This is a genomic window from Pseudobutyrivibrio sp., from assembly GCF_015057185.1.
GTDB lineage: Bacteria > Bacillota > Clostridia > Lachnospirales > Lachnospiraceae > Pseudobutyrivibrio.
On the sequence record NZ_SVEV01000023.1, the window covers coordinates 33,690 to 59,852 of the forward strand.

Genomic DNA, 26,163 nt, shown 5'->3' on the forward strand with positions numbered 1-26,163 from the left:
TCATTAAATTTATTAATTCAAAAGAGTTTAAAAACATTCCTTATTTGGCTATAATAATAATTTAGTTTAGTAGTATATAGATGGAGAATAATATGAAATTTGAATTTGTTTTTGATAAGTTAACTAACTACAAAAATAATCTCTATAAAGAATGGTTATTAACTAATGGGATTGGAGGTTACAGTAGCAGTAGCATCATTGGTGCCCATGTACGTACTAATCAGGGCTACATGGTTGCCAGTCTCCACCCACCAGTTGATAGATTTCTTGTTTTTTCAAAAACTAACGAAAGACTTGTTTGTGGTAGCCGAATCTACGATTTGACCACTGCCCAGCACAAGGGTCCTTATACCAGTGAGTTCAATCAGGGCAATATGCATCTAAAGGTCTTCAAATACGATGGCACCACTACTTTTATTTACGAAGCCGGTGGCATGCGTCTTTCCAAAACAATTTCTCTAGTTCAAGGGAAAAATCAATGTGTTATCGCATATACATTAGAAAATAACGGTCCAGCTGCCGGTGTTGTAATTACACCTCTTATGAATTTCAGAGCCCATGATCAGCACATGACAGTTGAGACTCTCAGATACGAGTTACCTGATGAGGTATTCAAGGAGATTCCAGACAACGACAATGGCAACAAGGGCTTCTACTACTCTCCTGTCAGCAACCCTAACGTGAGAGTTTCTCTTATTAGTGCTGGCTGTGAAATGGTAAAGCGCAACAATATTTACGATGAAAATATGGAGCTTCAGTTAGAGGCTGACGAGAATAAAGATGCCCTTGACTGTCATTTAAAGCCTTATGACTTTGTTATGGAAGTTGATGCTGGCGGAGTTTCTAGAGCATCCTTTGTTTGTACGGTAGATGTGCAGGAAACAACAGGCAGAAAAAAGCGCGCTTGGGGCGATCTTCCTACCATCGATGTTGATACTGCCTTTGTAGAAGTAGAAAAGGCGAAAAAACGCGTGGCTGAATTAATAGAAAACAGCGATTTTACTGATGATGAGGATGAGTTAGCTCAGATTCTTACAGTTGCAGCTGACCAATTCATTGTAAATAGATTATCTACTGGCAAGAAAACTATTCTCGCCGGATATCCATTCCTTACAGACCATAGCCGCAGCACTCTTATCAGCTTCACAGGTCTTTGCTTGGAGACAGGACGTTTTGATGATGCCAAATCTATTTTACTTGCCTACGGCAACGCTATAGAAAATGGTCTTCTTCCAAATATATATCCTGAGGATTGTAGTATGCCTACCTGTGATACTGTTGATGCTTCACTTTGGTATTTCTATGCAGTGTACAACTATTTGAAATATGTAGACACTGATGATGCTTGGAAATTTGTTGAGGATTACATTTATCCTTGCTTACAGGAAATAATGGGCGCCTACAGAAAGGGAACCAAATTCGGTATCGGCATGGATGATGATGCCCTCATGTCAGCTGGCACAAACAGTGCTTTGGTTACATGGATGGATGAAATTCCACGTGTTGAGGATGCCCTTCCTAGAAAAGGAAAGGCAGTTGAAATTAATGCTCTTTGGTACAATGCTTTGATGACAATGGAAGAAATTTCCAGAGGAATCGCTAGACGTACCCACAACAAGCCAGAAAACTATTTAGCTTATGCAGGCGGATGTAGCCAGCTTGCCATGTGGGTAAAGGAAGCATTTAACGAAGAATTCTGGTACGAAGAGGGCGGATATTTATACGACCTTATTTCAGAAGATACAAAGGATGATACTCTTCGACCAAATCAGATTTTTGCTGTTAGTCTTCCATTTACAATGCTGGACATCGAGAAGGAAAAATCAATCGTTAGAGCTGTAAAGGACAAGCTTTTCACTGGCATCGGTCTTGCCATCAGCGAAGGGCAAAGAGCTTATGGATTTTTCCTAGGTGCCTTTATCGAAAGCTACCTTAAGGTTGGCGGCGGCAGCGCCCAGTCAATAGAAGAAGCAAAGGCAATGTTTGATTCTGTTGAAAAGCAATTGGTTACAGGCTGCATCGGCAACATTTCCGATTATTTTGATAATGACAAAAAGGCTACAGGCCATGGATGCTTCGCTACTGCTTGGTCAGTGGGCGAAATGCTCAGAGCTTATTGCCTATTAAACAGATAATAAATCGACCCCCAAGGGCTACAAAACATATAGTCCAAGGGGGTCTTTGTAATATGAAGTAAATATTCTAAATTATTCTAATGATTAGCTATTCTTTTTGTTATCATACTTTTCTTTTGCAGAAGCAAGTACTGTTATAAATATTACTGCTATTCCGATGATAAGAATCACAAATGCATATTTCTTATATGAATCTAAAAGTGCATTTGTTGCTACAGCCTTTGCAACTTCTTCATCTTTGATATCGATTACATCTTCAACTCCGAGAGGTGTTTCAGTATCATCGATTGTTGTTGCATCGCCACCTGCCTGTTCGCCTTCACCTGCAGCTGCTGCCTCGCCACCTTGGTTTCCGCCTCCTGCCTGATTTCCACCGGCCTGCTGATCACGGTTATTAATTGTTCCAAGGTCTCTTGCAACTGACTGGTATGTATAAGAAGGAGCGCCCTGTACTGTTGAGTATGATGTAGATGTGCTTGTGTTATATACTGTATTTCCACCAGCAGCTTTGGTATACGTAAATATGAATTCCTGATTCTCTGCTAATTTATCTACATGAAGGTTATAAGCGTTAGGTGTATATCCACTTATGAATCTATAAGGAACATATACCTCTTCTCCTAATGCTCCATAATATGTAGCTGTTTCAAGAAGGCTATTTCCTGCATTATCCAAATACTTTACTGTATAAGGAACTGAAGAACCAACACCGTATGCTATAACATATGAGTCATCCTGTGTTACCGTAAATGCGGATTTTGAAACCACATCGTTTGCTCCACTGACTCTCATGCCCTTTACATAATACTTGGCATTTTCTCCAGTAATGGCAACTGCTGATTTAGGATCAAATGCTACTGAATCCTCATACATCAAATCTGAGATTGTAATGCAATCTGCTCCGTTGAAGCTTACGCTTGCTGTGTTTGAAACTACTGTCAAACTAGAGCTTAGATCGTTTAAGAATTCTGCTTTTGTTTCAGCTGTTCCGCCAAGTACAATGTTGATTCTGTAGGTATAGCTTTCAGCTTTTGCAGTAAGCGGCATCATAACCGTTACCGCCATAACCATCATTAAGATTAATCCGAATAATTTTTTTACACTCATCATATTACGCTACCTTCTCTCTTTTGTTTTTTGTTAGCAAAAAATACCAAAGAATTAAGCCAATTCCTAAAAGCATCATTGCTGAGCAAATAATTATTGGTAGTGGTGAATCGCCAGTCTGTGGATTTGCTGATGTTGGAACTACTCCCTCATCAATGAGGATGACTTCTGTTCCACCAGGAACCTCGTATACTACTGTTCTCGACTTGTTTTCTGTCACTGTATTAGTAGTTGCTGGTTCCACATTTTCTACACCGAATCTAACATCAAGTGATGCTAGCTTTTCCATGTAGGAATTGTCCTGTGAATTTCCATCAAGTGCGATTTCGATTTTTACTGTTCCCATACCCCCTGCAGGAACGATTCCTACGTCGAAGTATGTACCTTCACCATTTTTCAGTGTTCCCTGAATCTGGTTTAGGCCAAGAACTGTAGTATTGTCGCCACCTAATGTCTCGCTATTGTAGATAATGGTAGTGGTTCCGTTTAAGGTGTAGCTAAGCTCGTATGAATAAGCTCCACCGCTAATATTTGCTGCACTACCATCGATGTTTTTCTCTTCAAGAGAATTTATGATGTCTGTGCTGAGATAAAAGTCTGCTGACTTGTCTGATGTGTTTTTGTAATCTACGTTGAATATTACTGTATCTCCAGGCATTACGCTTGTAATAGTGGATTTGCTAACATCGTAGCTAGAAGTAATACCTTTTCCGTCGTAGGTTACGTCCCAACCGGTAGTCTGAGTACTTGCACTTGAACTAAATCCAGTTCCCATTAATCCTGCCATAGTAAGTGCTAGAGCAAGGACCATATTTAAAATTTTTTTCTTCATATCCCGCTCCTTTCACTACTGAACAGATTTACCACCAATTGTTAATATATTTCCATCATCAGGTGCAGAACATGTTGCTTTGATTCCCCAAGCTGCGTATATTGCATCTTCGCTGTTGTGGGTCTGAACTGCATCTGCTTGAATCTGAATGTAAACTTCCTCTCCGTTGTAGAGATATTCGTTTACGATTGTTCCTTTAAGCTCGGTTCCATTTTCTATAGCTGGCTTTGTTTCAACAAATGTTGTAACTTCGTTATTGATTTTCAGTCCTGTTATAAACTCTGCTGCATTTCCACAAGCTAAAGGTGAGGTCATGTAATAAACTTCCTGTTCTGTTGTGGTCTCGTCTGGATTTAAATACCATCCTTCTGCTGTCTCAAGCTCGATAAGCTCTGGATTTAAATTGGTGCTCTTGCCATCCTTGAACCAGCTCTTTCTAACAACCACTCTTACATATTCACTGTAGCCTGTTTCATTGTTAGAGTTATTAACAACTCGAACTCTCTCATCGTATTTCTTTCCGATTTTGATTGTTTCGTCTTGTTTTACACTATCGAAAACCAACCCATCGTCTGCTGAAACGTATTCATCACCAACCATTTCCTGAACATCTACCGAAATAGTTGCTGTTGAGAAATTAACTCTTTCAGCTGCTGTTTGATAAACGATTGCTGCTCTAGCTGCGCCAACTGAGCCTGCTGCTATGACGATTAGTCCAAAGGCTAGGATGATAAGCGGATTTTTAATTAATTTTTTCATATGCTTACCTCCTATCTACTTTCTCATCAATCTGAGATGAAATCTTTGCATCCCAGTCACCTGTGTAGCTTCCATCTTCATCGTAGATAACCTTGGCTCCTTCCTGAACGATTATTACGTTGAAGCTTTCCTCTGCCTCTGAATTAATCTGTAATAATAGCTGGTTTGTTTTTTCTCCTGGAGAAACGATGTCGCTGTAGTAGTAATAGCCATCGCCTCCATCGCTCCAGCCTTCTGAATCAACTAGTGTTACTGTGCAGTTATCTGGGTAGAGAGCCTTTGCCCTGACTAGAAGCTCATAATCACCAGTATTGGAGATAGAGATTTTCTTGATCATATTTTCTACTTTATCTTCCATCGGAGGTATTTCGCTGTCCCCTAGCTTTAGTTCTATTTTGCCCTCCGTTGAAATGGTGTCAGTAAAATATGCAATGGCTGGTTTAACTGCCGTACCACTAACAAGTACTAGCGCTGCAGCAACTAATATTAACCACTTTGTCTTCATAATTGGTTACCTCCATCTCACATTTTTATCTAACCAATTGCTCCTGTGCAGGTGCCGCTTCATTTGGTGTCTGGCCCTGGGCTACTGGATTGCCATCCTGATCTGTCCAGTAGTAAACTCCGTCGATTATATCGAAGTGATTTTCTGCACTTATGCCACCCTGATTGAGTCGTTCGTCAAAATCATTTTCGAATGCTGCATCTACTGTGGTGTCTGCAACTATTCTGACATCTACTGCCCTGTCTCCAACTGGTGTGTAGCTAGCTCCTGTGTAAATCTCAGTTACTGTTACATCTGCATCAGCTGGAATATCTGTAATCTCTCTATTCAACTGACCTGGGCTGCTAAAATCAATTGAGAATACGTTGTTAAATACAACTTCCTGGTCTCTTACTGCCTTAACCTCATATACGAAGGCTGCCTTTCCAAGAGAGAGATTATATGTATCTAGGTTTTTGATGATGCGAATACTTCCGTATAATGGAGTCTCTTCACATTTTAGATTGAAAGTTACGTTTGGATTCCATTCATCTGAGCCTGCACCTGTCATAATAAACTCGCTTGTAGGTGCCATTATTACGTATGAAGTGAATGAGTATGCATATCTCAAATCCCTTACATCCTTTGGAATATAGAGATATAATCCTGCGCCACCTTCAATTTCTACTGATGCTTCTGTAGCCTCTGCCTTATTCAGTCGGATGACTTCATCGGCTACCACATCATCTCTTGCTGCTATGGTAAGTGCCGGGTTAACGATTCCAGTTTTGATATCATCAATTGATGGATTGCCATCTAGTATGTCTATCTTTACTGTTTCATCTGCGAATGCACCGACCTTTGTGAGTCTTCCAGTGTAATCCATGGCTGCTAGCTTATAAAGTTCGATTTCTACTGTGCCATTAAATGCATTAGCAAATATAGAATCGTCACCATCAGCAACTGCGGCAGTAATTTTTATGGTTCCTGCAACATCTACCCGATCGGCTGCTCTGGAAATATATGTTCCCAGCCCCCATGCGGCGATAATTGTCGCTATCACTATGACAACTATTATTCCTTTTCTAAAAATTGCTTTATTCACTGGCGACTCCCTTCTAAGCCAAAAGGCTTACTTTGTAGAGTTGTTCTTCTTATTTGCGAAATATAATCCTGCTGCTGCACTCATTAAGAGTACTCCAAATCCTGTAAAGGCTGCTGTACCAGAACCACCTGTAAATGGAAGCTGAGAAAGCTTTGTATCATGTACAATTGCTGAACCTTCAGGTCCTGTTGTAGCTGTTGCATATTCCCATGCTGCCCATGAAACTGTTACAGGGATATCATTTAGTCTGTATCCGTCAGGTGCTTTAACTTCAACTACCTTGTATGTCTTGTTTCCGTCAAATCCCTTTGCTGTTGCTTTTCCTTCTCCGTTAGTTGTAAGCTTTGTAATATTTGCATCGTTCTCGTCTAACCAAGCTACTAAAACACCATTCTCATCAAGCTGTGCGTATTTGTCATTTGCGTTCTTGATTACGAACTCTGCGCCTGATAAGTACTCAGGATTATTAGAACCTGCTTCGTTCATCTTTGTGATTGTAATTGTTCCTGCAAAGATCTTAACTGGTGTTGCATTTTCCTTGTAGCCTAATGGATAAGCTGTATTCTCAACTGTTACTTCAAGAACCTGAATTGTATAAGTAATTGTGATTGGCTGGTTAGCCATTGTGTTACCATTTGTTAAATATGTAAGGTCCATTGTAAGCTTCTGTCCGTCTGTTGTTGTCTCTGGTGTAAAGTACTTTGTCTCTGTTCCAACTGTTACTGCTACCTGATTGTTTTCAACCTTGTAAAGACCACCCTTGAGCTCATCAACGATAATGAATTTCTCATCAGAATCGATTGGCTTGTAAGGAATCTGTGCTGTTAATGTATAGGAAACCTCGTCTCCAACTTCTATTGTCTCTCCACCTTCCTCTACTGTCTTGACAACGATCTTCTTAATCTTTTTTGCTGTAACAGATGTGTTCTTAAGTGCATAATTCTCATCGAAACCGATGTATGCAAGCATTGGATTGTAATCATATCCTGTTTCCGATGCATTGATGAGATATAAGCCTGCTTCTGTAACATTTATTGTTGTTCCACATTCTGTTGTAGCTGTGATTTTCTTCATCGCCTCGGCAATCTGTGTCTCTGAGGTGCAATCTATAAAGCTTTGAAGCTTCTCTTGGTCGTTAGAGCCTGCAAAGTCTTCGAATGCTGCCTCAAATCCATCTACTATTGCCCAACCAGTTGGTGTGGTTCTGTCAGGTTTGATAATCTGTGAATACCAGATATGCTCTGCATTATCCGCACCGTTAATGGTAATTGTTGCGCCTGCTTCAGCAGCAGCTGCTGTAATGGTCATTCCTAGTATCATTACAAATGCCACTGCCAGGGCAAAAATCTTTCTAATTCTCTTCATACGCCTTACCTCCTATTACAACCTATCTAACTACTCTCTGCTTTCTTCTGTTTCTGTAGCACATGTATACTGATGCCAGCATCATTACTATTCCTGCGAATGTTGTCTTGTAAATACCATCACCGCCTGTACTTGGTAATGAGTAAACTGTTGAATTTACGAAGTAGAACTTGTATGTGTATACGTTCTTGTTTCTTACTGGCTCTACTGTATATGCTTCTTCAGTAACACCATCAGATAAAATCTTTATAACTGTAGGAACGTTCTCATCAGAGATAGTTATGAGCCAATGTTCCTCACTCTTAACGTATCCTGTAGGAGCCTTTGTCTCTGTAAGGTTGTAGGTCTTGCCCCTTGCGATAGTTTCGTTTTCGCCAAGAGTCCATTTTACATATCCGTCTGTATCGCCAACTAACTGGCTAGTACCTGTGTAGGTAAGCGCTGATGCAAGTTCTACATCTGTTTCCTGTAATTTGAACTCTGCTGTATTTAATAATGTTCCGTCTCCATTTACCTTGTAGATTTCCCACTCATTCTTGAAGTGAACCTGAACTACTGGATGTTTGAAATGTGAAGCATCTGGTACACCTTTGTATGTGAAGTTAACCTTTGCATCTTCATTTGAGTTAAATCCAGGCTTGTCTACTGATGTCCACTGAGCCTCTGGGATATTCTTGTTGTCCGTGTCCTCCTCACCCTTTGCGTTATATCCACTTTCGAGATACTCGTCATAAGCTTTGGCTGTAGGTCTTACCATGAAGCCAACCTTGTAAGTGTAATCTGGATACATCTTGTAGCCATCTGGGAATGTTACTACCATTGCTCCATCCACGAAGTTTGCTTCCATCTGATAGGTTGCTCCATCCTGAACTACCTGGAATGTTGCTGGCCTTGTCTGTACTCCATTTTCATCTATGTATCCATTTTCATAAGTAGATGTCTGCCATATATCTTGACCGCCAACCTCAATACTTACGTAGAATTCTGAATCAGGTACCATCTCAACATAGCTTGTAAGTGGATCAGTAATGACTACGTCTGTAGTATCATACTTTGTCTCGATTGTTGTCTGGCCACCAACTGAATCTGTGGTAATTGTTCCTGCTAATCCTTTGAAGAGTTCTACAATCTTGTTTGAGTTAACTGTAAGAGTCTTCTTATTAGCCTCTGGGCAAGGAACCTTTGCTGTAATATGCTGTAAGATACCTTCGCGAGTAAGTGATAATATCCTGCCATCCTCATCAACTGTATATGCTGTGCTTCCGAAATCAACACCGATTGCATAGAAGCTATCACATGTAAGATTTGCGGCTGCTGCTCTTGCATGATTGTATGCAGTATTATCAAATGAACCACCATTTCCTGAATAGCCTCTAGGTACTGTATTATCTACGTAGTATGTTGGCTCGCCATCTGTAAGGAATATTACAATTGACTTTGATCCTTCTCTTGTTGTAGCTAACTGCTCCTGAGCCTTAATTAAACCTGCTTCGTAGTTTGTTCCACCACCTGTTGCTGTGCTAATGCTTAGGTGTTCACTTGTAACCCAGTTCTGTGTATTATCTGCAAGTTTTGCTGTAGCATCGAAGTAAACTACCTTCCAAGCTGCATCTACATTTCTCTTTGTCTGGAAGATTTCTGAAAGTAAATCAACTGCACTCTTTAGGTTTGTCATACGACTGTTGTTTGCCATAGAACCTGACTTATCAACTACTAATACGATGTCAACCTTTGTAGGCTCTAATGAAGAAATTTCTTCCTGCTCAAATATTGTCTGAGTAATGTACTCGCATGGAGCTTTGTATTTAAGTACTAATTCGTAGTTATCATCACCCCTATATGTGATGTACTTGTTTAACTCTTCTTCCTGATGCTTATCAATTGAAGTGATTGTTAAATAATTTCTGAAAACAACATCTGTAAGTTGTCCTGCTGTTACGTTTACATCAACCTTACGTGAGCTTTCTGTGTTGTAATCGTATGTATTAACTACTGTTCCATTTAATTCAACCTTTGTAATAAAGTCGTTAAATGTATAATTAGATTCTTTTATTCCACTTTCAGTAATTGTGTAGCTGCCATCTGGTAATGAGCCTTCGTTGAAGTATGCTGATTCGCCAGTCTTTAATGTGAATTTACCATCGGCGCTTGTTGTCTTCTTTGTATTTCCTATGTAGTAGTCAACTGCTCCAACTGATGCACCAGCTGAATTTGTAATTGTAAATTCATACTCTGTAGTTGTATCTGTTGCTGCATCACCTGTTGCTTTCTTAGTAATTGCAAGATCTGCATCTCTCTCATAGATGAATGCGATGTAGATTAATGGTGCTTTAGATGAATCAGATGTAAGAGTCTTAGTTGCAACCGTTGTATCTCCATTACAAATATTAATCTTGTATGAATTGCCCTTTGAATAAGTAAATCTGTCAACCTCGTGATACTCACCGTTATCATCTTTGTATTCAGCTCTTACATATCTATAACCATCAACTTCTGGTGCATATGTATCCTTTAGCATTTCTGCTGCAGGAATATTATTACCTGATGTGTTGATGTTATGTGTTGTAGTTTCTGTAGAGAATTCTGTAAGCTCTTCGTTATTTCTTGAGTAGCATGTTGCCATTACATCAACGTATCTTGTGTTAGAGCCGTTTTTCCACTTAATTACGAAAATTGAAAATGAATCGCTTGTAAATTCTGCCTGAGTAATATCCATTTCTGATTCAATCTCAAGAGAAGCCTTGCCAAGTTCTGTCAAGTTTTCAATTTCATTTGACGCCTCGTTAAAGTGGAGCATTTCAATTTCTGTTGTAACGTCTTCTGTTGTTTCAATTGAATCTGGACGTGTTGCCTGCTTGTATTCCATTGTGACTGTAACGTCACCATCAGGTTCAACTTCTTCCTTTGATTCTATAGAGATAAATGAAATATCGTATGCTAAGAATCCATATTCGTCAGCATCATTCATTTGTGTTTCGTTAATTAAGTCGTTTTCGATTTGGTTATATGTCTCTGCTGTCTCTTCTACGTTTGCTCTAATTGGAGTAACCTTTAAATCAGCGTTTTCTGGGATAGCTCCTTCTACTCTAATGATTACTTCATCATCTTCGTATACAAGGATTGGATCTGGGAGTCTCTTGTAACCACACTTGGTACAAATTCCATTGTCGTCGTAATCACAAGACTCTGTGTACTCTTCCAAATCACATAAGTTGCAGTGAACTTTATGTGTGCCATCGTTGTTAGAAACGTAAATGAGTTCGTGCTCACATTCCTCTTCAAGTTCTTCTTCTAACTCTTCTTCAAGTTCCTCATCTAATAATTCTTCATCAGTGATGAGCTCCTCATCTGTAAGAGTTTCTATCAGATCTGTGATAACTCCGTCAGCACCTTCAACTGTATCTGCAACTGCCGTCTGAACATCTGAAGGAATAACTTCTGGCTCAACCGCTGGATCTAATTCGGTATGAGGTTCAGTTCCATCTGAAGGTGTATCTGCAGGTGTCTCAGCAGGTGTTTCTGTAGGAACGTCTGTTGGAGTTTCTGTTGTAACTTCTGTAGAAGTTCCTTCTCCGTTGCTTTCACCTGTCTGAACAGCCTGAGGTTCTACTGGATTTTCTGATGAAATCACTTCCTCAGCTGGTGCAGTTTCTGTTATACTGTCTGCTGTAGGCTGTGGCTCGGTAGCAGTTACTTGAGTATCTGCTGCAACCTTATCTTCTTCAACATCAGCGTATGCACTGATTGACATTGAAAGATATAAAGCTACGATAAGACTTAATGAGATTATCCTTTTGAATAATAAATTTCTTTTCATATGATTCTTCCTCACTAAATTTAACCTACTGACAATTAGTTACCCCAAATCGTTATACAAAATAATTTTTTGTAACTATATGGTAACATGAATTTTGTGACAAATCTGTGTATAGGCAAGAAATATCTGAATATTGGCAAGAACGTTATTTATTAACTATACAATATGTGAGGAAAAAGTGAACTAAAGAAAATATAACATTTTTGACAATTTTAGAAATGAGTGTCTATAAATGGTGAAAACCATAGAAAAAGCCCAACATATTGTGTTGGGCTTTAGTAATTTAAAGTATTTTAAGATATTACTCAACTGAATTGATAAGGTCAAATATCTCTTTTTGAATTTCTTCGTTAATCTGTAACGCTTTTTCTCGAGAATCCTGATTTGAGTAAAAATAGAACTTAATCTTTGGCTCTGTGCCTGATGGTCTAATAGCAAACCAAGAACCATTCTCAAGAAAAATACGGATAGCGTTTTGTGCTGGAATATCCTCGTAGCCATTGATGTAATCAATAACCTTTTCTACCTTTGAACCAGCAACCTCTGTAGGAATATTCTCTCTGAACCACTTCATCATACGCTGGATTCTCTGTGCACCTGGAATACCCTCTAATACGATATTAGGCTCGTTCTCTGCGAAGTAGCCATACTTAGCGTAGATTTCCTGAAGTACATCCCAAAGAGTCTTGCCCTGCTTTCTATAATATGCAGCTGCCTCAGCAACCATCATACCAGCAGAGATACCGTCCTTGTCACGGATATCCTCGCAAATAGCGTAGCCTACTGACTCCTCATATCCAAATAAGTATGTGTATCCATTATCGTGAAGATAAGGGATTTTTCCACAAATATTCTTGAAACCAGTAAGAGTTTCAAACATTTCCACACCATATGCCTTGGCCATGATAGTAGAAAGTGTAGATGTAACGATTGATTTAACCATTGCGCCCTTAGCAGGAAGTGTGCCGGCATCCTTGTGTCCCTCTAACACATAATTAACAAGGAGGTATCCTGTCTGGTTACCATTAAGTGGAACATAGTTGCCATTGTCATCACGAATCTCTATAGCAAATCTATCTGCATCAGGATCTGTAGCCATAAGAAGCTCTGCACCAAATTTGCGTCCGTACTCCTCAGAAAGCTTGAATGCCTTAGGGTCCTCTGGATTAGGGTATCCTACTGTAGTGAAATCTGGGTCAGGATTCTCCTGCTCTGGAACGATAGTCCAATTAGAGAAGCCTCTATCATTAAGCATCTGTCTAAATGGAATAGAACCGCAACCATTAAGTGGTGTGTACACAAGAGGAATCGTAAGGTCCAGCTCATCTCCCTCATGGATAGCAAGAGACTCGATTTTGTCCAGGTACTCTCTGTCGAACTCCTCACCGAGAACGATGATTTTGCCTGATTTAACACCCTCATCAAAATCCGATTTCTTGATGCCTGTCCACATATCAACTGCGTTGATGCACTCTGTCATGCCATCTGCAATCTCAGATGAAACCTGGCATCCGTCATCCCAGTATGCCTTGTAGCCATTGTATTCCTTTGGGTTGTGGCTAGCTGTGATGTTGATACCTGAAACTGTACCAAGACGGCGAATCATAAACGCAAGCTCTGGAGTAGGTCTAAGGTCAGGGAACACATAAACCTTGATTCCATTGGCAGCAAAGATACCTGCTGCAAGCTTAGAGAACTCCTTTGAGAAATGTCTAGGGTCATGAGCGATAACAACACCCTTTTCGCATGCTTCCTTACCCTTTGAAACGATAAAATCAGCAACACCCTGTGTAGCCTTGCCAACTGTAAAGAAATTCATGCGGTTAGTTCCTGCACCAACCTTGCCACGAAGACCAGCTGTACCAAATGCTAAGTCCTGATAAAATCTGTCTTCCTTTTCTGCCTCATTATCCTTAATAGCAAGCAGCTGCTCCTTTAATGGATCTGAATCAGAAAGCTGCTGAAGCCATTCATTATATCTAGAATTGTAATCCATAGAATAATTCTCCTTTCGAATCTAAGAAATAGAAAAATTCAGGGTTCAAGCTATGCTTAAAACCCTGAATTTATTTTAACATATATTAATTGTTTAAACTAGATTTACAATAAGTTGTCATTGCTGCCTAAATACTCGATTGGAGTCATATAGAGGCTGCCGTAAACATCATAGATTGAGTAGTATCCCTTAGTCACATAATCATTCAAATCGATATCATAGAAGCCAAGCTCCAAATCGCTATAGAGGATTGACTCACCAAGCTGAGTATAGTAGTCCCCACTTGAATCCTCGCTATCTGACCATACTTTGTATGCCAAATCGATTTCGTCATCATCCTCAAAGGTATAGAGGATATCTCCCTCTTCCTCGGTATCAAAATCAAATGTGTAGTAGCCTTGGATTGTTCCCTCTGGATAGTCGTCGTCATAGTAGACATACATGTGGGCGCCATTACCATTTACTGTAATAGGAATATATCCCATTTCTGCCCATTCTCCAGTATCTGGATCCTCATAGTAATCTACGCAATAGAAGGCTGCAATATTATCATTTATGAAAGTCCATGACTCCGGATCTACCATTGCAAGTCTGCCATATGAGTCAACCTGAGCTGACAAATCCTGACCTAGTACGATATTTTCTCCATCATCTGTCTCGATTGAAAGGGTCTGGCAAATATATGAAATGCTCTCCCAATCTGCATCTGTCAATTCTACAGCATAGTAATAATCAGTCTCGATAACATCAAGGTCGTAAACACCTGCATTACCGCCTGCACTGATTACAGCTGAAGTGTAATCACCTGTGTACCAGTCTCCTCCGTAGTCTTCTACATAATCATCTCCCAGATAAGCTAGTTCCTGAGAAATGAATCTATCGTAGAAACCTGTAACTGTTTCATCATAGCCCAGCTCCACAAAGGCCTGGCGTCCATCATCGTAATATTCATACCAATCATATGGACAGTAAACCACGATACCATGACCATATGGGAAATCACTATCAGTATATGAAACAGCATTTACCGCTTTGTTAATCAAATCTGCTGCACTATCAGTATCATATGCTGTAGCAAGAGCAATCAAATCAACAGAATCAATATCTTCAAATGCTCCGCAGTTGCTTCTAGCCTTTGCAAAATCTGCGTAGTAGCCTGAGTCTACATCATCACTAACATCCTGAATATAATCAACATATGCATCGTAAACATCCTGAATATAATCCAGTCGAACTACTGACATAGAGCCTACCTGACCGTAGCCATCGATTGCATCCATGTAATCCTTGACTATTGTCTCGCAGAAGCTTGATGGGTCCCCGTCTAATTCTCCTAGCCAATTGGTATAGTAGATACCAGCATTGTTAACATAGCTCTCGGCTCCAACCATGTATTTTGCATGATCCTTTAACGCCATACCCATTTCAAGGGTACACATATTACAAGCATCAAAAATGACTGCATCGAAATCAATATCAGCTTTTTCAATCTCATCCTTGATTTCGTAGCTGGTCATCATGTCCATCTCGTCGCCAAGCTCATCGCTACCGAAACCAACTGGGATTCCGCCGCCGTGGTCCCAAAGAATCAATGTATAGTTATCTGCTGGGAAGTTTTCCTTTGAAAATGTAATAAAATCGGTAAGAGAACCAGTACGAGTCATCGGAACCTTTCCCAGGGTCTCAAGCTCAGTCAACTTTCCATTTTCTATAGAGAATCGGGAAACAGTATTATCTGGAATCTTTTCATTTTGCCATTCCGTGGTACCGCCACACTGAAGAACGATGTTGGTGTTTTTTGGCACATCAGCCATTAGCATCTCGTCAATATCACGGGATGCTGCTCCGCCATAAGCAGAATATCCGCCTCCAGATTCCAGATTACTTCCTACTATATAAACCATCAGAGTACGAGTCGCCTGTTCCTTTGGCTCGATTTCCTCTGTTACCTCATCACCATCTTTGGCAGTTTTCTTTTTGCCAGAAGCATTGGTTGTATAATAAGCAACACCAACAATAATAGCTCCTACAAGGATAAGCACTCCCACTATCATGGCTATCGCTTTGCCGCTGATGCCTGAGGATTTCTTAGGGGGTGCCGCTGCAGGCTGTGGTCTTGGCTCTGGATTTGTGTTTATCTGATTCCCAGATTGTTGTAGCCCCGGTTCTAGATTTGTATTAGCAGAAGGTGCACCATGTTCCGGAAGTTTCCATCCACACTCCTTACAGAATTTTGCACCATCGTGTAGTTTTGCTCCACATTTTTTACAATACATACTCATTCTCCCATCTATGTCGACCTCTGATTTAAAGCAAACTCAAAATCGACGCTCATAATTTATGGTAGTATTGTACTACTTATCATCATCACTGTCAATCAGCTGCTTATGTTTTATAGATGTGCAAAACTTAATTCTTATAAAGATATTTCAATATAGAAAAGGGCCAACACTTAGGTGTTGGCCCGGTCCGCGTTCCACAATGCAATTCCTATATTATTAATCGCTCAAATCCACATCTAGGTTAACATTAAATGTGTATTCTGGATATCTTTCATTTAGGCCGTCAACAATTTTTGCCAAGGTCTGCTTCATATCTGGTGAATCAAAACTGATAACCACATCAAAGCTCATGAGCTTTCGTTCCTCATCAAGGAAGAATCCATGAATCTGCTTTACGTACTCATACTTCTTTACAAATGAGAATACCTCGCGGCGCTTCAAATCAGCTGGAGAATCCTTTTTGTTTTTGCAGTAGATGCCGATGCCTTCAAGGGCAACGCCCGTCTGCTCATATACTGTATGAGCAATTCTTCGTTGGAGCTGATCTAAGTCTGTGATTGTCATATCCTCAGGTACTTCGATGTGAATAGAACCCACGAACTTGTCAGGTCCATAATTATGAAGACTCAAATCGTATGCTCCGAGAACATTGTCAAATGAAGCAACAAGACGTTTAACTTTATGAGATAACTCTACTTCTATTCTCTCGCCAAGAATATGTGAAATAGTCTCTGCTATCATATCGTAGGCAGCCTTGATGATTACAAGTGAAATAATTGCAGCAAGCCAAGCCTCTAAACTAATATGAAAAGCTATGAAAATAATGGCTGCCACAAGAGTAGCTGTAGAGATAACTGCATCAAGCTTAGCATCCTCACCTGAAGCTACCAGTGAATCTGAATTTACTTTTTCGCCAACCTTTTTAACATAGGTGCCAAGAAGGATTTTCACAAGTACTGCAACAGCAACAATGATTAAAGTGGTTGGTGTGTACTCTGGAGTCTGAGGCTCAATTATTTTCTTGATGGACTCTATCAGCGAGGTGATACCTGCATAGGCAACGATCATAGCAATCACTGCTGTACTTAAGTACTCCACGCGTCCATGTCCAAGTGGATGTTTTCTGTCTGGTGCCTTGTTGGCAAGCTTGGTTCCAACAATCGTAATTACGGATGACAGTGCATCACTTAAATTGTTTACTGCATCCAGTACGATTGCAATGGAGCCTGATAAAACTCCTACAAAGGCCTTGAAAGCTGCCAATAAACAATTGGCAGCTATTCCTATCAAACTTGTATTAACTATTATTTTATTGCGATCCATAATACTATAATCCCTTAACGTAGTTCTTTACTTTGTCCTTAGATTTTTTGTCTAGCTTTTCCATTTTCTTGAGAACTGTGTATTCGTCTGTCCCCTTGCTGACGATTAGAAACTCTACATCGCCTGCTCCTTTACCAGGAATAGTGTCCTGTAGCAACTCAAATGGAGAAACATCAAGAGCATCACAAATAACCATAATCTTCTCAGCAGCAGGATTGGTTTTCTTGCGCTTCCAATCACTGATGGTACTCTGCGCGATGCCAGTCTCAGCAGAAAACTTCAGCTGTGTCATACCTTTCTCTTCCATTAACTTAAAAATACGCTCACTAATTAGCATAATGCACCCCCCATACACAATTATTTACATCAAATATCTGTATATACGATAATTATAATCCATTGCGTCCAATTATTAAATATCTACTTTGTGAACTTTTACAGATTCTCTGATGGCAATAACCGATGCCACCAATGTCATCATCAATCTGTCGAAGGAAATTTTGCCCTTATTAAATATCATTATTAGGACAACAGCGATAATTAAGCAAAATGCTGTTCTAGAAATTGTTACGTAAAGCTGTTTTTCCTTTTCCATTTCTAGGATTACTTCTCTTTTTTCTGTTTGTGCATCACCGTACTCTGAGATTTCTTCTAGAATTTCTTCCCCCTGATTGTACTGGAGAATTTCATCTATGGACCTGGCTGTTTCTCGCATGAAATCAGTTAGCTTATTGTAAAATGCTAAATAATCAAATCTGGCTTCTGTTATATTCATGGCGGCCGAAAGCGGCAGTATTCCATTTATTGTGACAAAGCCAATGGCTGCAATGATTCCAACCACAGGGTATAGATAAAAAATCAGGGCCGATGCCAACACAGAATATGCAATTGTAACTGGCTTTACCGTATTTTCGGATACATAGTTTTGCAATATTGCCTCTAGGATTCCGCTAAGCATTCTCACCCCTGCTGCCACCATAATAATGAGAAAAATATGAGTTAGCTCCACTGTAAGGCTTGGGGCTCCCAGACTGTTTACGGCAATAGAAATCCCCTTGGCAGCGTATGCAGCAAAAACTACTGATGCTATATGTTTAGTTGTACCAAGAATGACGCTAATTATGTACTTTAGTTTTTCCATATTCTCCTACAACCCCATCTGCTATCTCATAAATTCCGTCCATGCCCTTGAGGCAGCCTATATCATCTGAGAAAAGAAGGATTGTCCTTCCCATGTCCTTTGATAATTGATGGATCAGCTTTAATATATCCTGCTTTGATTGGTCATCAATGCCCTTTGTAATGTCATCAAACACGTACAGCTTTGAGTTTTTCAATAAGGCTCTAGCAAATACCAAACGTCGCATTTGCCCTTCAGTGAAGTCACACTGCTCTGGTGTCATTTTTATTCCACCTTTTTCTTTTACCTGAGGCCACAGTCCCACTACCATTAACGCATTTACGATTCTCTTTTCCGGTGCCTGTGGATTTCCTATTTGCAAATTCTCTTCTATTGTCTTTTTCAAAACATATGAATCCGCATTTACGTAAGTCAATGTTTTAAATAAAGTATTTTGACTAATTCTGCTTAGCTCTGTACCATTAATTTTTATTGAGCCACTGTAGTTTCGATTTCTTTTTTGTAAAATGCCAGCAATGGTGGATTTACCAGCCCCTTCAGGCCCATATATTCCTACCGCTGTACTTCCCTTGATAATCATCGTGGCATTTTCAATCACGTTTTCTGATTCATATTTAAAAGCCACCTTATCAAATACTATTCTTACAGGCTCGTTAGGAATTCCATCCTTTCCTTCCTTTGGTTCTCTTATATCAAAAAAACTAAAGAACTCGTCCACTGCCTTGCCACTGATTATGCCATCCTGAAGCATATCTGATATTGCAATCAATGGCTTGAACACCTCTATACACAGGTAAAACAGAATCATGGACCACTCTAAGCCTATATGGCTTTGGCCCAAATCCTTTATGTCGCCAATCAAAGCAAATGAAGCCACCCCATATGAAAACGCCTCTAAAATAGCTTTAATGTATCTGATGTAACTAAAAATTTCGTATTTACGAACCAGTGCAAACAGTATTATCGCAATTACGATTGCCACAAGAAATACTGTGGCAACAGCAAAATCTATAGCAAAAAGAAGCATAGTCATAGTGCCTGTGCCTAAAATGGCATAACCCACAATTGGCAAAAACTCGCTATAATACGCTTCTATTAATTCGCAATCTTCAGTTAACAGCTCCCCAACATGAGTAGTTGTTAAATGGTAAATATATGGATTTCCGATTCTAAGAATTTTCTCGATTACTTCATTTCTGACACAATTAGAAACATCCTCTGCCACAGTTTCCTTTGAATCAAAAAACAGCTTAACAAAAATAAGACGTGAGCTGACGCTTAGCACAGCAATCAGCGCATAAATAAGACCATGTTGTACACTTAGATGCTGGTAATAACAATCAGTTATTAACATAGCAATAGAGCCCGCTAGCACTAAATGTGCTAGCAGGCTTAAAAATTTCCATACTATTTCTTGAATTACTTCAAGAGTTTGTTGTCTTCCCATAACTCCAAGAAGTCTTGTCTTAATCATAAGTCATCCTTCTTTGTGTTGTCCCCAATTACTCGTAACGTAATGCGTCAATAGGATTGAGCTTGGCTGCCTTGTTTGCTGGGTAGTATCCGAAGAAAATACCGATTGCCATAGAGAAACCTACTGCAATTACAATACTTTCGATTGAAACTACTGCTGAGTAGCCCATCAGCTTAACAGCAAATCCGCCAAGAGATATTCCAAGCAGAATTCCTATAATACCACCTATAGTACATATTACCACAGATTCGGTAATAAATTGTAAACGAATGGAGTTATTTGTTGCTCCAAGAGCCTTTCTGGTACCAATTTCCTTTGTACGCTCTGTGATAGAAACAAGCATAATGTTCATTACGCCGATACCACCAACCACAAGGGAGATACCTGCAATTACTGAAAGTGCCAGCTTGATTGTTCCAATCATTGAATTCATGGAATCCATCATTGAAGCCATACTAATTACGGCAACCTCATAGGCATCATTTCTAGCATAATAGCTTACATTGAAAAAGTCGCGTAGGGTTGTAGCAAAGGAATCATTATCTGTATTAATTGATGTTACCACTGCAAAATATTCATAGCCCTTGTTCTGAGTATGATTAGCTTCTTTTGCTGTAGAAAGAGGTAACATAACATCAGTGATTGGGTTGTCAGATACACCAAAGCTAAACTGGCTAGGCACATACTCGTAAACACCCACGATGTAATAGTAATAGTATTTGCCCCCAGCCTGAACTTCGATTTGCTGGCCTATAGCCTTTTTATTGTTGCCGTCATAAATACGCTCAACAAATTTGTCTGATACCATACAAACCTTATTAGCATTTTCATAATCTCTGTTCAGGAAGAATCTGCCTTCTACAAGATCAATGTCATTGAAATCCATGTAGTCCTTGTTGTAGCCGGTGATACTTACATTGGCATTTTTCTTGCCATCTATAACCTTGCCGCTTTGAGCAACCTGCTCAGTAATCATGATGTACTGAACATCGTCTTTGTATTTTTCCTTTAATGCATCAAGCATGTCATTAGTAATAAGGTCATCGTCTGTCATGTCTCTGACATAGCCTCGGCCAAAGCTCATTCCTGACTGTGTGGTCTCTTCATCATGAGACTTTTGTGTAACACCTACCTGAAGGTTGTTAGCACCTAAATTCTGCATCTCCGTATTTACCATAAGAGTAATTGAATTACCAACTGTCATAATGGCAATTACGGATGCAATACCAATAATAATTCCAAGCATTGTAAGCAGGGAACGCATGATGTTTGCTTTTAATCCTGCTAATGCAACGAGGACGTTTTCTGTAAATAACATTTACTGCACCTCCTTTGCATTTAGCCCCTGCCAATTGCCTTTGGATTCGCCAATTATATCTCCATCCTTTAATGTGATAATTCGCTCTGTTTCCATAGAAAGCTCTGGAGAATGAGTGATTAAAACAATTGTCTTGCCCTGCTCCTCATGTAGCTTATGGAAAATGTCCATAATCAATCTACCTGTAGCAGAATCCAAGGCACCTGTTGGCTCATCGGCCAATATAATTGATGGATTGTTTGCCATTGCTCGAGCTATAGCCACACGCTGTTTTTGTCCACCAGAAAGCTCATCTGGCTTGTGATGCATTCTGTCTGTCATTCCCACCTGCTCCAAAAGCATTTTAGCTCTTTGGGTACGTTCAGAACGGGAAACGCCAGCATACATCATTGGCAGCTCAACGTTTTTGAGGGCTGTAGTTCTAGCTATTAGATTATAGGTCTGAAAAACAAACCCGATTTTTTTATTTCTGAGCGCTGAAAGCTCATGGTCCTTTGCCTTCTCAATATCTACACCATCAAGGTTGTATTCTCCCATTGTAGGACGGTCAAGGGCACCGATAATATTCATCAGAGTCGATTTACCTGAACCTGACTGACCTACTATCGATACGAATTCGCCTTCTTTAACTGTGAAATTCAGTCCATGAAGTACCTCGAATTCATTAGGCGTACCGATAAAGAAACTCTTGTGTATATTTCGAAGGTCTAGCATTGTATGTCCTTCCAATTTCTATCCCTCCGTTATTCTTCGTACCCTTCATCATAAGTGATGTAGTCTTGAATGTCTGTACTAGGTGCATCAGTAACGATTGCCTCGACTGTCATGCCCTTTTCTAGTCCATCGCCCTTAACCTCAACGTAGTAATCACTCTCAAGACCAGTTGTAACTGTAACCTTCTTCTCTGTTCCATCATCATTGATAATGTTTACAAATTTGCTACCGTCCTCTGCATCCTGAACGCAGTCATATGGTACAGCAATAACATTTGAAACAGAATCAAGGATTACACTTGCCTTAGCAGTCATACCAACGCGGAATCTATCATCTGTGCCATCCATAGTGATTTTGATTTTGTAGGTTGCTGTCTGACCTGATGAAGATGCTCCTGTTGCTGCTGCGCTATAAGCACTTGTTGCAGTCTGTGTTGACACTGAGCTTTCAGATGCTACTGCTACGAAAGAAACAGTACCATTGAATTCCTCGTCACCTGTTGACTCAAAACGAACTGCTGCTGGAAGTCCTTCTTGAATATTGGCAATGTCATACTCATTAACAGTAGCCTCTACGATAAATCCGCTTGTATCAGCAATGGTAAATACGGTATTACCCTGAGTATAGTTGTTACCTTCCTCAACATTCATGCTAAGAATGTAACCAGAAATAGGAGCCTCAACTGTTGTTTTCTCCTTGCTCTCATATACGTCGTCGTATGCATCTACCTGAGTGTAATTTGTGGCGTAGTCCTGCTTTAACTGTAAAAGCTCAATTTGCTTTTGATATAAAGAAATCTGGTACTGAGCATCCTCTACAGCATCCTCTCTCTTTTCATAGAGTTCAATAGATACTGGCTCTGCAAGTGCCATAGCGATTGAAGACTGTGAAAGCCATCTTGCCTCTTCGCCTGAACCTGGGAGCTTTCCAATATCCTCATATTTCTCATAAGCATCTTTTAAGTTGTTATAGATGTCGCGGTTGTCATCAAGATATTTCTGATCCTTTTCCAGCTGAGTAACTAAATCATCAATCTTTTTGTTGTAGTCATCGATTGACATAGCACTCTCCATATCGTTGATGTTGTACTGTGCGCTAAGCTCAGCAATCTTTCTGTCATAATCGTCACCATCGAATTCAACAACGATTGTGCCGGCCTCAACATAGTCACCAACCTCATAATTAACCTTTGCTACCTTTACGCCTGTGACGCCTGTGCCACCAAGTGTAGAAGTAACTGTTGTAGTCTCATTTGCTACTAGAGTTCCAGTAACACTAACTGATTTCTGCAAATCCATCTGCTCTACTGTGGCGGTAGTAGGCTGGTTCATTTGAGCCTCATATGCCTCCATAGCCTGTTTAGCCTTGTACTTCATGTAAAAGACCACAGCTATGATAATAACTACAACTATCACAAGAACCTTATGCCTCTTGATAAATCCACCGATTTTCTTAAAGACTTTCTTTATTACAGATTCTTTCTTTTCAGAATTATTCTCAATAACAGTAGTCTTTTCCTTTTTGCTGAATAGTTTCATAATCTGAAGCTACCTCCCATAAAAACTTTTTCTAAACACCATTTTCTCTGTTACTTTGTCAGCTGTGATTCCCGACTCTGGCGGAAACGGTCATCTGTGACTCCTATTAGTTTTGATCATACTTTAAAATGTCACCCGGTTCGCAATCAAGCGCTTTACATATACCGGCTAAAGTGGAAAACCTAATAGCATTTACTTTGTTGTTTTTGATTTTTGACATATTCACATTGGTTATACCTACCTGCTCTGCCAGGTCATTTAATCCAACATGGCGCTTTGTCATCATCAAATCTAGTTCGAGCCTAATTTTGCCCATAAATCTACACCATCCCTATATTGTTTCTTATACCATATCCCTCTTATCGATAAACGATAATCTTTTTATAGCATTACAATTTACGAATGTCAATAATAATTTATCGTAAAACGATAAATTATTATTCTTTATGATTATTATCTTGTGTTAATTTAGCATAAGCAGCGCCTTCAATGTGCCATTACACTGTTTTTTCACATTTTTGCACCGAATTTTCAACATTTGTTAACTTTTTGTTACTATTTGAACGTAATCTGGGATTATGTCCACCAAAATCTGCTATAATCACTTTGTGTAATTATTGGCTAAACAATGATTTTAGATAAGTTTTGGAGGTTTTTATGAATCTTAAAGAAATTAATATTACTGATTTTGATAATGTAAGAATTGGACAGGTTGAGGACAAGGACGCCGGCACAGGCATCACTGCTATCATTGCAGAAAAAGGAGCTCCTACAGGGCTTGATATCCGCGGTGGCGGCCCTGCAAGCCGCGAATCTGGACTAATGGATCCTCTTGCAGCCGCTGAGGTTATTCATGCTGTTATTCTAGGTGGAGGTTCGGCCTTTGGTTTGGACGCTGCAGGTGGCGTTATGAAGTTCTTATCAGAGCATAAAATTGGATTTCCTGTTGGTGATGTGGTTGTACCTTTGGTGTGCCAGTCTGACATATTTGATTTAGGCTACAAGCGAAGCGACATTTATCCTGACAGAGAAATGGGGTATATGGCTGCATCAACAGCTTTTGAAACAGAAAAAGGAAATTACAAGGATGGTAACCACGGCTGCGGATGTGGCGCTACGGTCGGAAAACTTCTTGGCATGGAACGCTGCACCAAATCCGGTGTTGGCAGCTATGCCGTGCAGCTAGGTGATTTAAAAGTTGGTGCCATCGTATGCACTAATGCTGTTGGCGATATCTATGACTATAAGAATGGCAAGCGCATCGCAGGTGTCCGCTCAGAAGACGGCAAGAAACAAAACGACCTATCCTGCGAGGAATTAATGTACGCCATGGCTGAAAACATGCCTGCCACCGATGCACCTACAAACACAACGATTGGCATCGTGCTCACAAACGCCAAGTTCAACAAAACCCAACTCTGCAAGCTAGCCGGCATGACCCATGACGCCTACGCTCGTTGCATCCGCCCAGTCCACACTTCCATGGACGGCGACAGCATCTATGCCATGTCATTAGGCGATGTTTCAGCTCCACTTGATTTAGTAGGAACACTTGCAAACCACGTTATGTGCGAAGCCATTAAGAAATCTGTGGGGAAATAAATTTTTGAGATGAAACATAATAATTTAGGGACCTCACGGTCCCTTTTATATTGCAATTTATAGTTTAATCAATCAAAAATCTCTTTAGCATTCTCTCTATCATTTTTATATCTAGTCCATCGTTTTGTGTTTCAAAACTGTATAAAAGATTATTTCCATATACAAATCCATTTTTGTCATATACAGCTATCTTATTTACACATAGAGCTGCATACTCAGGATTATCCATCATTCCAAAATGTTCATATATATACGTTTTTCTCTGAACAATATTCAAAGTTGCAAAATCTGGATGTAGCACCTTTTCTCCCACCACAACTGTTGGCTCATAAACATATGGAATCCCTTCTTTAAACAGTTTATCAGCAATTATCTTTTCAGATTTAGATCTAACCTTTTCGCCTCTTTCTGTATAATATGGCTTTGTTATAGGATGTTTCTCATAGAAAGAATCATTTGCTGGATTTCTTTGGGAGTATCTATCATACCATTTGTTGATAAACACTTCATCATCCTCATATTCACTCTCAACTAATGATTTTCTCACTTCGCCTAGGCTATTGTACACACTAAATTTAGGATTATCCCGATAATAATCTATAACAGGCTGTATAATATCACATCTTTTTTTCATATCCTCAATCAACTGCCTGTCATATTCCCCTTGAGCAAGCATCCTAGCCAACTCCTGATCCTTCTGTTTTATATATTCTCGTACTTTTCTTGTTTCTCCATCATCTGTCTGGATATGACTACATTTATAGAATTGTGGATATCTCCCCTTATTATTTTTGATTTCAAGATGAATACCCGGTGTATAGATTAATGTATTCTCTAATTCTTGTATTTTATGTGCAAGTTCGCTTTTCTCCTGCTCTAAACTCTCTAAAAATCTATCTTTCAATGCATACTCCTTGTAATTTTTGTGTCTATAGTGACGAATTACCACTGTAGTTGTCTGTTTTCCTGTTTCGCAGTGGTAATTTATTTTTCATTTACCACTGCAGTTGCTCGTTTTCTAGTTCCGCAGTGGTAATATATTTTTTCTTTACCACTGCAGTTGCTCGTTTTCTAGTTCCGCAGTGGTAATATATTTTTTTCTTTACCACTGCGGTTGCCTGTTTTCCTACTTTGCAGTGGTAATTCATTTTTTCTTTACCACTGCGGTTGC

At 39.7% G+C, this 26,163-nt stretch carries 20 protein-coding genes; 2 read left to right on the forward strand and 18 right to left on the reverse strand.

Annotation, left to right across the window (positions count from 1 at the left end; all coding sequences use genetic code 11):
* The first annotated feature begins 92 nt into the window (after nucleotides 1–92).
* The gene (locus E7276_RS10215; protein ID WP_294217091.1) at nucleotides 93–2,135 is read left to right on the forward strand and encodes an amylo-alpha-1,6-glucosidase; all 2,043 of its coding nucleotides are present in this window, start codon (nucleotides 93–95) and stop codon (nucleotides 2,133–2,135) included.
* A gap of 84 nt (nucleotides 2,136–2,219) precedes the next feature.
* Here E7276_RS10215 and E7276_RS10220 read toward each other — a convergent pair whose 3' ends face one another.
* The 17 genes from E7276_RS10220 to E7276_RS10300 form a co-directional block, all read right to left on the reverse strand.
* A complete protein-coding gene (locus tag E7276_RS10220; RefSeq protein ID WP_294217094.1) occupies nucleotides 2,220–3,245 on the reverse strand; it encodes a hypothetical protein in 1,026 nt (341 codons plus the stop codon).
* A 1-nt stretch (nucleotide 3,246) separates the two neighbouring features.
* The gene (locus E7276_RS10225) at nucleotides 3,247–4,074 is read right to left on the reverse strand and encodes a hypothetical protein (protein ID WP_294217097.1); all 828 of its coding nucleotides are present in this window, start codon (nucleotides 4,072–4,074) and stop codon (nucleotides 3,247–3,249) included.
* A gap of 15 nt (nucleotides 4,075–4,089) precedes the next feature.
* A complete protein-coding gene (locus tag E7276_RS10230) occupies nucleotides 4,090–4,833 on the reverse strand; it encodes a hypothetical protein (RefSeq protein WP_294217100.1) in 744 nt (247 codons plus the stop codon).
* 4 nt (nucleotides 4,834–4,837) lie between these two features.
* A complete protein-coding gene (locus E7276_RS10235; RefSeq protein WP_294217102.1) occupies nucleotides 4,838–5,338 on the reverse strand; it encodes a hypothetical protein in 501 nt (166 codons plus the stop codon).
* Between the two features lie 25 nt (nucleotides 5,339–5,363).
* The gene (locus tag E7276_RS10240) at nucleotides 5,364–6,422 is read right to left on the reverse strand and encodes a hypothetical protein (RefSeq protein ID WP_294217105.1); all 1,059 of its coding nucleotides are present in this window, start codon (nucleotides 6,420–6,422) and stop codon (nucleotides 5,364–5,366) included.
* Between the two features lie 27 nt (nucleotides 6,423–6,449).
* Nucleotides 6,450–7,787, reverse strand: coding sequence for an isopeptide-forming domain-containing fimbrial protein (locus E7276_RS10245; protein WP_294217107.1), 1,338 nt, complete (start codon nucleotides 7,785–7,787; stop codon nucleotides 6,450–6,452).
* A gap of 22 nt (nucleotides 7,788–7,809) precedes the next feature.
* Nucleotides 7,810–11,604, reverse strand: a complete 3,795-nt coding sequence (locus E7276_RS10250; protein ID WP_294217109.1) for a DUF7604 domain-containing protein — start codon at nucleotides 11,602–11,604, stop codon at nucleotides 7,810–7,812.
* A 301-nt stretch (nucleotides 11,605–11,905) separates the two neighbouring features.
* Nucleotides 11,906–13,600, reverse strand: a complete 1,695-nt coding sequence (locus tag E7276_RS10255) for a phospho-sugar mutase (RefSeq protein WP_294217113.1) — start codon at nucleotides 13,598–13,600, stop codon at nucleotides 11,906–11,908.
* Between the two features lie 104 nt (nucleotides 13,601–13,704).
* Nucleotides 13,705–15,876 carry a clostripain-related cysteine peptidase gene (locus E7276_RS10260; RefSeq protein ID WP_294217115.1) on the reverse strand — a complete coding sequence of 724 codons (2,172 nt, stop codon included), beginning with the start codon at nucleotides 15,874–15,876 and terminating at the stop codon, nucleotides 13,705–13,707.
* Between the two features lie 222 nt (nucleotides 15,877–16,098).
* Complete coding sequence (locus E7276_RS10265; RefSeq protein ID WP_294217119.1) at nucleotides 16,099–17,205, reverse strand: cation diffusion facilitator family transporter; 1,107 nt, start codon at nucleotides 17,203–17,205, stop codon at nucleotides 16,099–16,101.
* Between the two features lie 4 nt (nucleotides 17,206–17,209).
* Nucleotides 17,210–17,542, reverse strand: coding sequence for a helix-turn-helix domain-containing protein (locus tag E7276_RS10270; RefSeq protein ID WP_294217120.1), 333 nt, complete (start codon nucleotides 17,540–17,542; stop codon nucleotides 17,210–17,212).
* A gap of 75 nt (nucleotides 17,543–17,617) precedes the next feature.
* Nucleotides 17,618–18,346 carry a hypothetical protein gene (locus E7276_RS10275; RefSeq protein ID WP_294217122.1) on the reverse strand — a complete coding sequence of 243 codons (729 nt, stop codon included), beginning with the start codon at nucleotides 18,344–18,346 and terminating at the stop codon, nucleotides 17,618–17,620.
* Nucleotides 18,321–19,820: an ATP-binding cassette domain-containing protein gene (locus E7276_RS10280; RefSeq protein WP_294217125.1), complete on the reverse strand. Its 1,500-nt coding sequence runs from the start codon at nucleotides 19,818–19,820 to the stop codon at nucleotides 18,321–18,323. Before E7276_RS10280 ends, E7276_RS10275 begins: the two co-directional genes overlap by 26 nt.
* Nucleotides 19,821–19,848: 28 nt before the next feature.
* Complete coding sequence (locus E7276_RS10285; RefSeq protein WP_294217127.1) at nucleotides 19,849–21,138, reverse strand: ABC transporter permease; 1,290 nt, start codon at nucleotides 21,136–21,138, stop codon at nucleotides 19,849–19,851.
* Nucleotides 21,139–21,852, reverse strand: a complete 714-nt coding sequence (locus E7276_RS10290; RefSeq protein ID WP_294217137.1) for an ABC transporter ATP-binding protein — start codon at nucleotides 21,850–21,852, stop codon at nucleotides 21,139–21,141.
* Between the two features lie 29 nt (nucleotides 21,853–21,881).
* Nucleotides 21,882–23,390, reverse strand: coding sequence for an efflux RND transporter periplasmic adaptor subunit (locus tag E7276_RS10295; protein WP_294217129.1), 1,509 nt, complete (start codon nucleotides 23,388–23,390; stop codon nucleotides 21,882–21,884).
* A 106-nt stretch (nucleotides 23,391–23,496) separates the two neighbouring features.
* Nucleotides 23,497–23,706, reverse strand: coding sequence for a helix-turn-helix domain-containing protein (locus tag E7276_RS10300; RefSeq protein ID WP_294217130.1), 210 nt, complete (start codon nucleotides 23,704–23,706; stop codon nucleotides 23,497–23,499).
* A gap of 341 nt (nucleotides 23,707–24,047) precedes the next feature.
* Here E7276_RS10300 and E7276_RS10305 point away from each other — a divergent pair, with 341 nt between their 5' ends.
* Complete coding sequence (locus E7276_RS10305; RefSeq protein ID WP_294217133.1) at nucleotides 24,048–24,992, forward strand: P1 family peptidase; 945 nt, start codon at nucleotides 24,048–24,050, stop codon at nucleotides 24,990–24,992.
* Between the two features lie 64 nt (nucleotides 24,993–25,056).
* On the opposite strand, the gene E7276_RS10310 is transcribed toward E7276_RS10305, so the two are convergent.
* On the reverse strand, nucleotides 25,057–25,896 hold the full coding sequence (locus E7276_RS10310; protein WP_294217135.1) for a hypothetical protein: 840 nt from the start codon (nucleotides 25,894–25,896) through the stop codon (nucleotides 25,057–25,059).
* Nucleotides 25,897–26,163 lie beyond the last annotated feature (267 nt).

What these genes read in the sequence shown, in the direction of transcription:
- E7276_RS10300 (WP_294217130.1), bottom strand. Translation starts at nt 23,706, where the DNA reads ATGGGCAAAATTAGGCTCGAACTAGATTTGATGATGACAAAGCGCCAT.
- E7276_RS10285 (WP_294217127.1), bottom strand. Translation starts at nt 21,138, where the DNA reads ATGTTATTTACAGAAAACGTCCTCGTTGCATTAGCAGGATTAAAAGCA.
- E7276_RS10250 (WP_294217109.1), bottom strand. Translation starts at nt 11,604, where the DNA reads ATGAAAAGAAATTTATTATTCAAAAGGATAATCTCATTAAGTCTTATC.
- E7276_RS10295 (WP_294217129.1), bottom strand. Translation starts at nt 23,390, where the DNA reads ATGAAACTATTCAGCAAAAAGGAAAAGACTACTGTTATTGAGAATAAT.
- E7276_RS10280 (WP_294217125.1), bottom strand. Translation starts at nt 19,820, where the DNA reads ATGATTAAGACAAGACTTCTTGGAGTTATGGGAAGACAACAAACTCTT.
- E7276_RS10215 (WP_294217091.1), top strand. Translation starts at nt 93, where the DNA reads ATGAAATTTGAATTTGTTTTTGATAAGTTAACTAACTACAAAAATAAT.
- E7276_RS10245 (WP_294217107.1), bottom strand. Translation starts at nt 7,787, where the DNA reads ATGAAGAGAATTAGAAAGATTTTTGCCCTGGCAGTGGCATTTGTAATG.
- E7276_RS10260 (WP_294217115.1), bottom strand. Translation starts at nt 15,876, where the DNA reads ATGTATTGTAAAAAATGTGGAGCAAAACTACACGATGGTGCAAAATTC.
- E7276_RS10235 (WP_294217102.1), bottom strand. Translation starts at nt 5,338, where the DNA reads ATGAAGACAAAGTGGTTAATATTAGTTGCTGCAGCGCTAGTACTTGTT.
- E7276_RS10220 (WP_294217094.1), bottom strand. Translation starts at nt 3,245, where the DNA reads ATGATGAGTGTAAAAAAATTATTCGGATTAATCTTAATGATGGTTATG.
- E7276_RS10265 (WP_294217119.1), bottom strand. Translation starts at nt 17,205, where the DNA reads ATGGATCGCAATAAAATAATAGTTAATACAAGTTTGATAGGAATAGCT.
- E7276_RS10275 (WP_294217122.1), bottom strand. Translation starts at nt 18,346, where the DNA reads ATGGAAAAACTAAAGTACATAATTAGCGTCATTCTTGGTACAACTAAA.
- E7276_RS10270 (WP_294217120.1), bottom strand. Translation starts at nt 17,542, where the DNA reads ATGCTAATTAGTGAGCGTATTTTTAAGTTAATGGAAGAGAAAGGTATG.
- E7276_RS10305 (WP_294217133.1), top strand. Translation starts at nt 24,048, where the DNA reads ATGAATCTTAAAGAAATTAATATTACTGATTTTGATAATGTAAGAATT.
- E7276_RS10225 (WP_294217097.1), bottom strand. Translation starts at nt 4,074, where the DNA reads ATGAAGAAAAAAATTTTAAATATGGTCCTTGCTCTAGCACTTACTATG.
- E7276_RS10255 (WP_294217113.1), bottom strand. Translation starts at nt 13,600, where the DNA reads ATGGATTACAATTCTAGATATAATGAATGGCTTCAGCAGCTTTCTGAT.
- E7276_RS10230 (WP_294217100.1), bottom strand. Translation starts at nt 4,833, where the DNA reads ATGAAAAAATTAATTAAAAATCCGCTTATCATCCTAGCCTTTGGACTA.
- E7276_RS10290 (WP_294217137.1), bottom strand. Translation starts at nt 21,852, where the DNA reads ATGCTAGACCTTCGAAATATACACAAGAGTTTCTTTATCGGTACGCCT.